General features: G+C 63.3%; 10 protein-coding genes. 6 read left to right on the top strand and 4 right to left on the bottom strand.

The window, feature by feature from the left end; all coding sequences use genetic code 11:
• The gene (locus Mame_RS05220; RefSeq protein WP_018064802.1) at nt 1-870 is read left to right on the top strand and encodes an NAD(P)-dependent oxidoreductase; all 870 of its coding nucleotides are present in this window, start codon (nt 1-3) and stop codon (nt 868-870) included.
• Nucleotides 871-873: 3 nt separating this feature from the next.
• Here Mame_RS05220 and Mame_RS05215 read toward each other — a convergent pair whose 3' ends face one another.
• The gene (locus tag Mame_RS05215; RefSeq protein WP_018064803.1) at nt 874-1278 is read right to left on the bottom strand and encodes a GFA family protein; all 405 of its coding nucleotides are present in this window, start codon (nt 1276-1278) and stop codon (nt 874-876) included.
• Nucleotides 1279-1404: 126 nt separating this feature from the next.
• Here Mame_RS05215 and cueR point away from each other — a divergent pair, with 126 nt between their 5' ends.
• Nucleotides 1405-1803 (top strand): Cu(I)-responsive transcriptional regulator, encoded by a 399-nt coding sequence (cueR, locus tag Mame_RS05210; RefSeq protein ID WP_018064804.1) that lies wholly within the window; start codon nt 1405-1407, stop codon nt 1801-1803.
• A gap of 4 nt (nt 1804-1807) precedes the next feature.
• Here the strand turns inward: cueR and Mame_RS05205 are convergent, their stop codons facing one another.
• Nucleotides 1808-2689 carry a 3-hydroxybutyryl-CoA dehydrogenase gene (locus Mame_RS05205; protein WP_018064805.1) on the bottom strand — a complete coding sequence of 294 codons (882 nt, stop codon included), beginning with the start codon at nt 2687-2689 and terminating at the stop codon, nt 1808-1810.
• A gap of 196 nt (nt 2690-2885) precedes the next feature.
• Between Mame_RS05205 and dxr the strand changes: the two genes are divergently transcribed.
• Complete coding sequence (gene dxr / locus Mame_RS05200) at nt 2886-4049, top strand: 1-deoxy-D-xylulose-5-phosphate reductoisomerase (protein ID WP_018064806.1); 1164 nt, start codon at nt 2886-2888, stop codon at nt 4047-4049.
• Here the strand turns inward: dxr and Mame_RS05195 are convergent.
• Nucleotides 4039-5154 carry a serine hydrolase domain-containing protein gene (locus tag Mame_RS05195; protein ID WP_018064807.1) on the bottom strand — a complete coding sequence of 372 codons (1116 nt, stop codon included), beginning with the start codon at nt 5152-5154 and terminating at the stop codon, nt 4039-4041. The two genes, dxr and Mame_RS05195, sit on opposite strands and share 11 nt — an antisense overlap.
• 122 nt (nt 5155-5276) lie before the next feature.
• Nucleotides 5277-6491 carry a 5-aminolevulinate synthase gene (hemA, locus tag Mame_RS05190; protein ID WP_018064808.1) on the bottom strand — a complete coding sequence of 405 codons (1215 nt, stop codon included), beginning with the start codon at nt 6489-6491 and terminating at the stop codon, nt 5277-5279.
• 414 nt (nt 6492-6905) lie between these two features.
• On the opposite strand from hemA, the gene Mame_RS05185 reads away from it, so the two are divergent.
• The 3 genes from Mame_RS05185 (at nt 6906) to Mame_RS05175 (ending at nt 13592) form a co-directional block, all read left to right on the top strand.
• Nucleotides 6906-7187, top strand: a complete 282-nt coding sequence (locus Mame_RS05185) for a glycine zipper domain-containing protein (RefSeq protein WP_026173475.1) — start codon at nt 6906-6908, stop codon at nt 7185-7187.
• Between the two features lie 205 nt (nt 7188-7392).
• Complete coding sequence (locus Mame_RS05180) at nt 7393-9321, top strand: autotransporter assembly complex protein TamA (RefSeq protein WP_018064810.1); 1929 nt, start codon at nt 7393-7395, stop codon at nt 9319-9321.
• Between the two features lie 104 nt (nt 9322-9425).
• Complete coding sequence (locus Mame_RS05175) at nt 9426-13592, top strand: translocation/assembly module TamB domain-containing protein (protein WP_018064811.1); 4167 nt, start codon at nt 9426-9428, stop codon at nt 13590-13592.
• Nucleotides 13593-13616 lie beyond the last annotated feature (24 nt).

Genomic DNA, 13616 nt, shown 5'->3' with positions numbered 1-13616 from the left:
ATGGCGGACAAGGAGACGATCGGCATTTGCGGCATGGGCCGCATGGGCACCGCCATGGCGCGTCGGCTCTCGGCCTACGGTTTTCCGCTGGTGGTGTGGTCGCGCGGCGGCGTGTCGATGGAGCTTGCCTCCGAGACCCATGCCGAGGTCGCGCTGAACCCGGCAACGCTTGCCCGCAAGGCCGATATCATCCTCACCTCGCTGATCGACGATGCGGCGGTGGAGGCGGTGCTCGAAGCGCTGCTGACCACCTCGCTTCCCGGCAAGCTGGTGGTCGAGACCTCGACCGTCAGCCCCGCTTTGCTGAAGCGCTATTCGGCGGGCATCAAGGCCAAGGGCGGCAGCGCCATCGACGCGCCGGTCTCCGGCGGCCCCGAACTTGTGATTTCCGGCAAGGCAGGGCTCTATATCGGCGGCGCGGATGCCGATTTCGAACGCTTCCTGCCGGTTGCCGATACGCTCTCCGATCGCATTCACCACACCGGCCCGCTCGGCACCGGCGCGGCGGCTAAGATCGTCAACAACATGGTGCTGTGCGGTTATTGGGAAGTGCTGCGCGAGGCGCTGATGACCGGCAAACGCGCCGGCCTCAGCCTCGACAAGATGCTCGATATGCTGATGACCAGCCCCGGCGGAACGCCCGCGCTGAAGGCCCGCGCCCCGCGTATTCGCGGCCATGACAGGAGCGTGGGTTTTCCCGTGCGCGGCGCGATGAAGGACGCCACGTTGTTTGCCAGCGTCGCCGACAGCTACGATGTCGATACGCCGGCGATCGACGCCGCCCTTGCCAGCTTCAAGGCCTGCCTGGAGAACGGCAGCGGCGACGAAGACCTCGCGGCGATGCTGCGTATGGCGCTGTCGCAGGATTGAAGCCTATTCGGTAGCTTCGCCCGGCAGCGCGGTGACCTCGTCAAGCCAGGGAACCGCCGAGCGACACCAGATCTGCCGCTTCGGCGGCAGCGCAGCGCGCTGGTCGATCATGCCCCAGCGGATCCCCCAATCGTCTTCATCTGCGCCTTCGCCGCCGGTAAACAGTGGCGAGCCGCAGTCTTCGCAGAAAAACTGCTCGCGTTTGCGTCCGCTCTCGGCCATTTTCCAATAGCTGCGGGTTACGCCGGACGTGATCTCGACATCGGCACGGGGGACGAGAACGGTGGTGCGATAGGGCGAGCCGCTCAGGCGCTGACAATCGGTGCAATGGCAGATCACCACGGCATCCGGATCGATTTCGGCTTCGAAGCGGACCTTGCCGCAATAGCATCCACCGGTGATCTTCATGCGAACTCCGTTTCTTGAAGGTTCATCACCGTCGCACGAAGACAGGCGGCGAGACAACGGCCACGGACTTGAAGATTTTTGAAGCAGGCATCACATCTGCTGAACAGATGATCGGAGAAATTGGCCATGAACATCGGACAGGCTGCGAAACAGTCGGGACTGCCGCCCAAGACCATCCGCTATTACGAGGAAATCGGCCTCGTTGTCGCAGACCGGGCCGAGAATGGCTATCGCGATTATTCCGCCAACCATGTCCACCGGCTGAATTTCATTCACCGCTCCCGCGATCTCGGCTTTTCCGTCGAGGAATGCCGGCTGCTGCTATCGCTCTATGACGACGACGCCCGCGAAAGCGCCGAGGTGAAGGCGCTGGCGACGGCCAAGATCGCCGAGATCGATGAGAAGCTCGCACGCCTCGCCGGCCTGAAGGCGGCCCTCCAGCACCTCGCTGATCATTGCCATGGCGACCACCGGCCGGACTGCCCGATCCTGGAGGAACTTTCCTCGGGCAGTTGCTGCAACTGACGGCTTACCGCGTCGGCACCGGATCCTCGCCGCGATAATCGTAGAACCCGCGGCCGGATTTGCGGCCGAGCCAGCCGGCATCGACATATTTCACCAGCAGCGGGCACGGACGATATTTGTTGTCCGCCAGGCCTTCATGCAGCATCTGCATGCCCGAAAGGCAGGTATCGAGACCGATGAAATCGGCAAGCTCCAGCGGCCCCATCGGGTGGCGGGCGCCGAGCTTCATCGCGGTATCGATGTGGTCGACGGTTCCGACGCCCTCATAAAGAACATAGATCGCCTCGTTGATCATCGGCAGCAGGATGCGGTTGACGATGAAGGCCGGGAAATCCTCCGAAACGGTCGGCGTCTTGCCGAGCGCGCGCACGAACTCCCGTGCGGTTTCGAAGGTTGCCTCGTCGGTGGCGATGCCGCGCACCAGTTCCACAAGCTCCATCACCGGCACGGGGTTCATGAAATGCACGCCCATGAACCGCTCGGGCCGGTCGGTGGCGGCGGCAAGCCGGGTGATCGAGAATGACGAGGTATTGCTGGCAAGCAGGGTTTCCGGCTTCAGGATCGGGCAGAGCCTGGCGTAAAGCGCGCGCTTTTCCGCCTCATCCTCGGTGATCGCCTCGATCACGATATCGGCGGAGGCAAGGTCCTGGAGATCGGTGGAGGCGGTGATCAGCTTCAGCGCCTTCTTGCGGTCGTCATCGGAAAGCTTGCCGGATGTGACCTGACGCGCCAGATTGCCGTTGATGGTGGCGAGCCCACGCTCGATCTGCTGCTTTCCAATGTCGATCAGGTGAACGTCGTAGCCGGCGATCGCCGAAACATGAGCGACGCCGCAGCCCATGGCCCCGGCCCCGATCACGCCAACGCGCTTGATACTCTCGGCCATCTCGCACTCCCTCGTTCCTCGTCTCTCGGTCACCGCAAGCGGCCCCGAACTTTGATAAAGCCTCGGGTCCGTTTTTTCCAGTGCCTTGCGGCGGGCCGGCCACCCGCGCCACAAAGCAAGGGAATATCGACCCGCCCCCTGTTGTCCGCCCGAAAAACCCGCTAGAGCCTGACGGACAGGAACCACAGGCGGAAACATGCAGACGCGACGCATCGCAATCTTCGGCGCGACCGGCTCCATCGGTATCAACACGCTCGATGTCATCGCCCAGCTCGGCGGCAAAGACGCCTTCGAGATCACTGCGGTGACCGGCAATTCCAATGTCGCAGCCCTTGCGCGTCTCGCAATCGAGCATGGCGCCGCCATGGCCGTCACCGCCGATGAAAGCCGCTATGACGACCTGAAGCGAGCGCTTTCCGGCACCGGCATCGAAGCCGCTTCAGGCGCCAGCGGCCTCGACGAGGCGGCCAACCGCAACAATGACATCGTGATGGCGGCGATCGTCGGCACGGCCGGGCTCGCCCCGACGCTGAAGGCGGCTGCCGCCGGCGCTGATATCGCGCTTGCCAACAAGGAATGCCTGGTTTCCGCCGGTCCGCTGTTCATAGACGCGGTGAAACGCGGCGGCGGCATGCTGATCCCGGTCGACAGCGAGCATTCCGCGATCTTCCAGGTATTCGAAGAAAACCAGCGCCGCGCGCTCGACCGGGTGATCATCACCGCGTCCGGCGGCCCGTTCCGCCAGATGTCGCTGGAAGAAATGCGCCATGTCGACGCGGCCACCGCGCGCGCCCATCCCAACTGGTCGATGGGCCTGAAAATCTCGATCGACAGCGCCTCGATGTTCAACAAGGCGCTGGAAATGATCGAGGCGCAGCATCTGTTCGACCTTGCGCCGGAACAGGTGGAGGTGGTGGTCCACCCACAATCGATCATCCATTCCATGGTTGGTTATGCCGATGGCTCGATCCTTGCTCAGCTCGGCGCGCCCGACATGCGCACCGCCATCGGCTATGCGCTCGCCTATCCCGACCGCCGCCCGCTTTCGGTGGAAAGGCTGGATTTCGCCAAGCTTGCACGGCTCGATTTCGAAGCCCCCGACGAGACCCGTTTTCCGGCGCTCAGGCTTGCCCGGCTTGCCATGGCGCGCGGCGGGCTGCAGGGCGCGGTGCTGAACGGCGCCAAGGAAGTCTCGCTCGAAGCCTTCATCGAAGGCCGCTGCGGCTTTCTGGAGATGGCCGAAATCACGGAAGGCGTGATGGCGGAGATGGACAATCTCCCCGCCGCGACGACGATCGATGACGTCTATCAGGCCGACAGCGAAGCGCGACGGCGCGCCGCCAGCCTGCTCAGGCGTTAAAAAGCGCCCGCCATATTTCTTCGGGGAAGGCGCCGTTGCATCCTTCGACAGCGGTGTTCGTCATGATGACGGCCGCCGTGCCGCTTGCCGGGTCCAGAGCCCAGCAATTGCCGTAAACCCCGCCCCAGGTCACGACCCCTTCCGGCAAGGCCGTTCCGGTTTCAGCCGGATTGACGACCACCGAGCCGACATAGCCGAATGTCTTGCCCGGCCGCACCGCCAGAGCCCCGGTCTGTGTGGAAAGCGCCGCCCTGACGGTCTGAGGCGTCAAAAGACCGTTCGGGCTGACAAGGTCCTGCAGCAGCTTCAGGAAATCGCCGGCCGTGCCCGCCATGCCGGCGCCGCCCGACTGATAGGCGCGGGGATTGAAGATGCGCGACGGCTCGAATGTATAGGCGATGCCGTCCGCGTCGCGCACCGTATGGCGCGTGCCCATGCGCTCCGGCTCGGGCGCGCCATCGCCATAGGGCGTTGCCAGCCGCTGCTGGTCGGTGACGGAAAACCGCGTGTCGTCCATGCCGAGCGGGTCGGCGACATGTTGCCGGACCACGGCTTCCAGTTCGGCGCCGGCGACAGAAGACAGCACCGCGCCGAGAATGTCGATCGCCACGGAATAGGCCCATGCCGTTCCGGGTGCAAAGGCGAGCGGAAAATGGTTCAGCCTGGAAAAATTCTGCTCGAAGGTGAGATCGGTATCGGTCAGGCCCGTATTCACCGTTTCGCCGGGCGGCAGTTGCCCGGCGCCGCCGGTATAATCCAGTCCGGCCGTATGGGTGAGGAGATGATGAAGCCGGATATCCGCCAGCGCGCCATCCGGCCCGGTTGGGTGAAACCATGGCAGATAATCGCTCACCCTGTCCTCAAGAGAGAGCAACCCCTTCTCCATCATGACCAGAGCCGTCGTCGCGACAATCGGCTTGGTGACGGAGGCAAGGCGGAAAATCGTATCAGCGGCGACAGGATGGCCGCTTTCGCGATCGGCGAGACCGGCGGCGCGGGAAAAGACAAGTTCGTCCCCGCGCGCAATCATGACGACTGTGCCGACGATGCGCTTTTCACCGATGGCCTTGTCGATGGCCGCGTTTACACGTTTTTCAACTGACATGACGAAGGTCTCCGCAATGGTTTTGCCAAAGCAGTACGCCGGAGGCCGCAAACTTCAAGAAAAAAGCGGGCCGTGTTCCGCCCGCTTCTGAAAAAATCGTCCCGGCGCGGGGGCTGTCGCCATCAGGCGACGGCGCGCGCGAGCGCGCATTGCGACCACAGCGAATGCAGCGCTGAAACCAGGTGATCCATGTCGGCATCGGTGTGCAGCGGGGTCGGCGTGAAGCGCAGGCGCTCGGTCTTGCGCGGCACGGTCGGATAGTTGATCGGCTGGACATAGACGCCGAAATCATCGAGCAGGATGTCCGAAATCCACTTGCACTTGGAGGCGTCGCCCACCATCACCGGCACGATATGGCTTGGATTGGGCATGTGCGGAATGCCCTGGCGGTCAAGCTTCGCGCGCAGCGTCTCCACCCGTTCGCGATGGCGGGTTCGCTCGATCTGGCTGACCTTGAGGTGGCGGATCGAGGCGACAGCGCCGGCGGCAAGCGCCGGCGGCAACGCGGTGGTGAAGATGAAACCGGAAGCAAACGAGCGGATGAAATCGACCAGCGCCTTCGAGCCGGTGATATAGCCGCCCATAACGCCGAAGGCCTTGCCGAGCGTACCCTCGATGATCGTGATCCGGTCCATCAGCCCCTCGCGCTCGGCAACGCCGCCGCCGCGCGGGCCATACATGCCGACGGCATGGACTTCGTCCAGATAGGTCATCGCGCCGTATTTGTCGGCGAGATCGCAGATTTCCTTGATCGGCGCGATATCGCCGTCCATCGAATAGACCGATTCGAACGCGATCATCTTTGGCGCCGCCGGATCGGCGGCCTTCAGCTTGGCCTCGAGATCGTTGAGGTCGTTGTGGCGGAAGATCGCCCGCGCCGACTTGCCGTGGCGAATGCCCTCGATCATCGAGGCGTGGTTGAGCGCGTCGGAGAAGATGATCAGGCCTGGAATTTTTTCGCCCAGCGTGCCGAGCGTCGCCCAGTTGGAAACATAGCCGGAGGTGAAGATCAGGGCTGCTTCCTTGTGGTGGAGGTCGGCCAGTTCCTGCTCAAGCTGGACGTGGTAGTAATTGGTGCCGGAAATATTGCGTGTGCCGCCGGCCCCTGCCCCGCAAGTCTCGATCGCCTCCTGCATGGCGGCGATCACGGTGGGACACTGGCCCATGCCGAGATAATCATTGGAACACCAGACGGTGACGTTGGAGGCCGCGCCATCCTTGAACCGGGAGGCGCGCGGGAATTCGCCGCGATGACGCTTCAGTTCGGCGAAAACGCGGTAGCGGCCCTCATCATGCAGTTCCGCCAGCTCGTTTTTGAAGAATGCTTCGAAATCCATTACCCAGATGCTCCACCACCGGCCTTGTTGTTCTTGACAAGTTTCGACGAAGATCGCTCCCCGTCAACCCGCATCGCGGCCTGTTTCCTGTCCTGCGACAATCAGCCCTTAGTTTGAATTATTCCAAACTTTACCTACGCGCAACCGCCTCGGCAAAACTTGATCAGGGTCAATTTGCCGCACAGATTCGGATTTTTCGGAAATTTGGAACATATCTTTCCCCCGGACATTAAGCATTCACCTAAGGCGTAATAGGCCGGCGGAAGACCTTTTTGCTTTTCGCCGGATCGCTATTCGGGTATGTGTTGGAAGAGCGGCCGCAGGCTGCATGTGAGGGACGGCAGCGATCTGCTCCGGGACAATGGAGCGGTCGGATCGCGGCGGGACCAAAGCGCAAAAGGTGATGAGGGAATCATGAAAAAGTTTTTTGCAGGAATTGTGATCGGCGTTGCTTCGCTTGCGGCAACGGCCTGCACGCCCACCCAGGAAGGTGCGGCCATCGGCGCCGGCACCGGCGCCCTGGTCGGCACGGCGATTGACGGCGGCGGCCTCGGCGGCGCGCTTCTGGGCGGCGCCATCGGCGCAGGCGCTGGCGCTCTCGTCGGCCGGGCCGTCGAGAACCAGCCCGGCAAGTGCTACTATCGTGACCGCTACGGCCGCGAATACACCGACGATTGCCCGCCCGGCTACCGCTAAGAGATAGGGCCGCCGCCTCAAAAAGGGGGCGGCCCCGCCAGGGCGCGTCAATTGCGGCGATTGTCCACGGCAAAACCAGACCCGACATACAGCGACCGTAACCAACGGTTAATGCTGTTGCCGGGTTTTCGGTTTTCTTGGGCTATGCATTTGGAAACCTGCTAATATTTTATCGCATATGTAATTTTTCACGATCCGGTTCGAGTTGAAGATGGTACCCCGTTCAAAACGGCAAAGTTCAGGAATATCCCGCGCGCTCAGGCTGCTGCCGGCGATATCCGTTGCGATCTTCGCCGCCGGCGGCGAGGCGCAGGCGTTCAGCCTGTTCGGAATCCATCTCTGGGGCGAGGAGGAGGTTGATACCTCCTCCATCCAGGACCCCGTTCACTACACCGTCACCTTCAGCGTGACCGGCGGCGACAGCGAGCTGGAAAGCTTCCTGCGCAACCGCTCGGCGCTGGTCAGCGACGAGCGCCAGCCCGTTGACGGTGATCTCGGCGTGCTGGTGAAGGCGCGCGACGACCTGCAGATTCTCGTCGGCTCGCTGTTCGAGAAGGCCTATTATGGCGGTCTGGTGAATATCACCGTAAACGGACAGTCGATCGAGGATATCGTCGGTCTGCCCAATTTCGGACGCGAGGATCCGGTCCCCGTCAACGTGTCCATCGAGGCGGGTCCGATGTTCACCTTCGCTCGGGTCAATCTCGAGGGCGCGCCGGCAAGCTTCAACCCTGCAAAGCTCGATCTAGTGGCCGGAAAACCGGCCTATTCGACCACCATCCTCGCGGCCGCGCGCGAGATCACCACCGAGCTCAAGGACCAGGGCCACCCGTTCGCGACCATCACCCGGCGCGAGGTGATCGCCGATCACGCCAATTCCACGGTCGATGTCGACATCCGCGCCGATGACGGTCCGGTCGCGGATCTGGGGCAGATCGCGGTGAAAGGCTCCGAAGCCGTCGAGCCCGATTTCATCCGGCGCTATTCGCGGCTGAAACCCGGCGAGCAGTATTCGCCCGAGCAACTCACCGCCGCCGCCAACCGGCTGCGCTCGCTGAACACGTTCGATTCGGTGACGATCACCACCGCGAGCGCGCTGGACGATGACGGCCAGTTGCCGACGACCATCACCGTGCGCGACGGCAAGTTCCGCTATTACGGCTTCGGCGCGACCGTATCCTCGATCGACGGCCTGGGGCTGGAAGGCTATTGGGGCCACCGCAACCTGTTCGGCCAGGCCGAGGGGCTGCGGCTTGAAGCCGGCGTGTCGCGGATCGGCGCGTCGGACGATTACGGCGTCAACTCGCTCGATCTCGCCGGCGGCATCACCTTCACCAAGCCCGGCCTGTTCCATCCGTCCGGCATGTTCACCGCCAGCATCATCACCGCCACGGAGAACCCGGACGCCTATAATGCGAAATCCGTCGCCGGCAGCGTCAACTACACCTATGAGCAGAACGAGTACAACACGATCAGCGCCGGCCTGACGCTCGACTATTCCCACATCAAGGACGCCTTCGGCACCGAGGATTACCTGACCTTCTCCGCGCCGATCGGCTTCGACCGCGACACGAGAAACGACCCGCTGAACCCGACCGAGGGCATCTACCTGATTACCACGGCAGAGCCTTCCTATGATTTCCTGGGCGGCAATTTCTTCTCGTCCTTCGATGCCGTCGGCTCCACCTATTTCTCGGCGGGCGAGGATGATCGGTTTACGCTTGCAGCCCGCGTCGGGGCCGGCACCATCGTCGGCGGCGGCGACCTCAAGGACATTCCCGCAAACGACCGGTTCTATGCCGGCGGCGGCGGCAGCGTGCGCGGCTATGCCTACAAGTCGATCTCGCCACGGCTTGCCAATGGCGAGGAAACCGGCGGCCGCTCCTATGTCGAGGCGACGCTGGAGGCCCGCATCGGCGTGACCGAGAATATCCAGGTCGTGCCGTTCATCGACGCAGCCGACGTCTCCGCCGACCAATTCCCCGACTTCTCCGATATCCGCGCCGGCGCCGGCATCGGCGTTCGCTATCTGACCGGTTTCGGCCCGATCCGCCTCGACGTTGCCGTTCCGCTCAACCGCTACCCCGATGGCGACCATTACGGCATCTATGCCGGTATCGGACAGAGTTTTTAGTCACCTCCTTGCAATTGACGATGCATTCATGCCTTTCATGGCATGATTGGAAAAACGCGCAAATCGCTCTAAATGCTTAAGGAAAATTGCGCCCGAGGAGTTTCATGGCGGTATTCTTCAAACGACTGATTCAGGTGATTGCGGGCCTTTTGGCTGTGGTGATCGTGATTGTCGCCGCCGCCGTCATCCTGATCGGCTATACCGATGCCGGCGCGAATTTCGCCGTCCGCCAGATCACCAAACGGATCGCCTCCCCGGATTTCGCCGTTCATGTGGGTCGCGTCAGCGCGCCGCTGACCGGCAATTTCACCGTCGACAGCGTCACCGTCTCCGATATCAAGGGTCCCTATGCCACGGTCGAGGGCATCGCGCTCGACTGGTCGCCAATGGCGCTGTTCAGGGGACGCTTTGCCGCAGAAAACCTGTCGGCGCGCACGGTTTCGCTTTCCCGTCTCCCCGTTCCGGGCAAGCCTGCGCCGGAGAAGGCGCAGTCGAGCGGCGGGTTTTCGCTGCCGATCGGCATCGATATCGAAAAATTCGATTTCCCTGAGATCGACATCGCCGAAGCCGTGGCCGGCGAGGCCTATCCGCTTTCCGCCTCCGGCCATGTGAGCGCCGTGACCGACCGGATTTCGACCGCGCTCGACATCGAACATCGCGCCCGCGCCGGCACTTATGTAAAGGCCGATATCGACTATGCGCCGAAAGAGAACCTCCTCGATATCACTGCCGAGGTGAACGAGCCGGAAGGCGGCATGGTCGCGACCTTGCTGAAGCTGCCCGGCACGCCGGCGCTCAACATCGCGATTGATGGCGATGGCCCGCTTTCGGACTGGAAGGGACGGCTGACGGCCGCACTCTCCGGCGAGAAACTCGGCGAGATCGACATCCGCCACCAGTTGAACGACAAGGACGAGCGCACGGTCACCGTCACCGGCCAGGGCGAATTCGCCGCGCTGACGCCGCCGGAATTCCAGTCTTTGGTCGAAGGCCAGACCGGCATCGACGTTCAGGCAACGCTTTATCCCGGCGGGCGGATCGCGATCGGCAAGGGCCGGGTCGAGACCGGCAGCTTCGTTCTGAACGCTTCGGGCGCCTATGATCCGAAGGGTGAAAACGATCTCGACGTCACGCTTGACGGCGTCAATGACGGTTCCGTGCCGTTTTCCATGGCGATGGGCGACGACGGCACGCTGTCGCTCTCCCTGGAGAACGCCAGCGTCAGCCTGCACGGCGCGGCCGAAAGCGCGGACCTCTCGGCTTCGGTCACGCTCTCGCAGCTCTCCCTGCCTCAAGTCTCGACAAGCGGCGTTTCGCTGGCGGCAAACGGCAAGGGCTTCAACCTTGAAACCCGCACCGGCGCTTTCAATGCCGGGCTTACGGTTGAAAGCCTTGCATTCAGCGACGAAAGCCTCGACCGGATGATCGAGGCCCCGCTTTCGCTCAAGACGCGGGTGACGCTCGCGCAGGGAAGCGTGAAGCTCGACGATATCGCGCTTGAAAGCGGCAGCATCGGCGCCACGGCCAATGTCGATTATGATCTTGGGTCGCAGGACGCGACCGGCCACGCTAAGCTCTTCGTGCTGGCCGACGCGCTTCCCGATGCGGCCGCCGGTCTGATCGACGACATGACCCGGATCGAGAGCGATTTCTTCCTCTCGACCGCGTCCGGCGCCGCGGCGCTCTCCAATCTCGAGGTCGAGAACGGGCTGCTGACCGCCGGCGGCGATGTCCGCATCACCGGGGGGACGATCGACGCGACGCTGAAGGCGACGGTCGCCGAACTCGGACGGCTCGCGCCGCAGGTCAAGGGCTCGGCCGTGCTTGACGCCACGATCGGCGGCGACCTGACCGCGCCCGAAATCGACGCCACGGTGAGAGCCGACAGTCTCGACATCACCGGCGAGACGCTCAAGAACTTTGTGGCGACGATCAAGGGCAAGGCGGACATGTCGGCACCCTCCGGCGCGCTTACCGCCAAGGGCAGCTATGCCGGCGCGCCGCTTTCACTGTCGGCAAACGTCACCTCCAATGACGGCCAGATCGAGATCGCGGGCATTGATGGCGCGGTGGGCAACAACACGCTTTCCGGCGACATCATCCTCAACAGCAAGTTTCAACCCGCCGGCGGCATCAGCTTCGATTTCCCGGACCTGAAGCTGCTCGCAGGCCTTGCCGGCCAGAAGGCCGAGGGCGCGATCTCCGGCCGCGTCGAGCTCGACAACGCCAATGACAGGCTGGGTCTGTCGATCGACGCCAGAAGCGATAGCATCACCACCAACGGCATAACCGCAAGAAATCTCGACGCCGACATGACGGTTGCCGATGTCGCGGCGCTGAAGGCGAGCGGCAAGATCACACTCGGTTCCGTTGCCGTGGCCGGACAGACCGTCACCGACATCACGCTTACCGCCAGCAACCAGGACACCACGACGAATTTCGACCTCGCGGCTCGCTATGACGGGCAACCGGTATCGCTGGAAGCGGCCGTGAACCGCGGAGATACGCTGACGATCGACCTCAGGCGGCTCGAAGGCTCGCCGATGGGCCTCGGCCTCCGGCTGGTCGAGCCCGGGCGGATCACCATCGCGAATGGCACGACCAATATCCAAAGCCTGAGACTCGGGATCGGCGGCGGCACGGTTGCCGTGAACGGCAGCGTCGGCGACCGATTGAACCTGACGGCCAATATCAACGGCGTTTCCGCCGCGATCGCCAACCAGTTCGTCCCCTCGCTCGGCGCCAGCGGCACGATTTCGGGCACGGTGACGGCGGGCGGCACGACGGCCAGCCCCACGGCCGATTACAATCTCCGCCTCGACAACGGCAATCTGGCCCAGACGAGCGCGCTCGGCGGACAGCCGTTCAACGTCACCACCACCGGCCGCTATGACGGCAGCCAGGTGACGACCGACACCACGATCACCAATGCGCAGGGCATCAATGCGCGCGCCACCGGCTCGGTCGGGCTTACCGGCAACAGGCCGCTGAACCTGTCGATCAATGGTCGCTTGCCGATGCAGATCGCCGCAGCACTTGCCGCCAATTCCGGTTTCGCCATTTCCGGCAATGCCGATGTCAACATGACGGTGGGCGGCACGCTGACGAGCCCGAGCTATTCCGGCGGCGTCGACCTCGCCATCAGCGCGCTGACCGACATCAGGCGCGGCATTTCGCTCAACGATATCGGCGGGCGCGTCTCCCTTTCCGGGGACCGGGTGCAGATCGACGGCATCACCGGCAGGCTTGCCGCCGGCGGCACGCTGACGATCAGCGGCAGCGTCGGCCTTACCGGCGGCTTTCCCGCATCGCTGAAGCTCGTTGCCGACAATGCGGTCATCAATGACGGACGATTGCTGACGACCACGGCAAACGGCACATTGACGCTGGAAGGGCCGATCCTGACCCAGCCGACCCTTGCCGGCCGGCTGACGCTTGCCCGCACGGCAATCGTCATTCCCGACCGGATGCCAGCGTCGATATCGCAGATCGACATCGTGCATCAGGACGCATCGAAGGCCGTGCTCAGGCAGGCGGAGGAGCTTTCTCCGCCTCAGGCCAGCGAAGCGCGCACCACGATGGCGCTGGACCTCACCATTTCGGCCCCCAACGCGATTTTCGTGCGCGGCCGCGGCGTCGATGCCGAGCTCGGCGGCAATGTGCGGATCACCGGCACGACCCAGAACCCGGTCGTCAGCGGCGGTTTCGACCTGATCCGCGGCCGGCTTTCGATCCTCAACCGCAGGCTTGATTTCACCCAGGGGCGGATCACCTTCGGCGGCGCGCTGATCCCGATGATCGATCTGAGGGCCAACACCAATGCCGGCTCCACCGCGATCACTATCGCGCTTGAAGGCGTGGCCAACGACCCGCAGGTGAAGCTGAGCTCGACGCCGGCGCTGCCCGATGACGAGATCCTGGCGCAACTGCTGTTCAACCAGTCCTCCTCCCAGCTCTCGGCGCTTCAGATCGCCCAGCTCGCCGATGCGGTCATTCAGTTGACCGGCGGGACCGATCAGTCGCTGTTCGGCTCGATCCGCGACGTGCTCGGCGTCGACAATCTCGACCTGACGACGGACTCCACCGGCAACACCGCCGTCAGCGTCGGAAAATACTTGAACAGCAACACCTATCTCGAGATCGAACAGAGCCGCGACACCGGCACAAGGGCGAGCATCAATATCGACATCGGCCGCAATTTCATTCTCAAGGGCGCGGCGGGCTCCAGGGGCGAGGCCTCCGGCGGGGTCTTCTACGAGAGGGAATACTAGAAGCCTTCAGGCGAGAGCCGGAGC

It is taken from the genome of Martelella mediterranea DSM 17316 (assembly GCF_002043005.1).
GTDB classification, from domain to species: domain Bacteria; phylum Pseudomonadota; class Alphaproteobacteria; order Rhizobiales; family Rhizobiaceae; genus Martelella; species Martelella mediterranea.
Note: the sequence above shows the minus strand (reverse complement) of the source record. Positions and strands in the feature narration are given on the sequence as shown.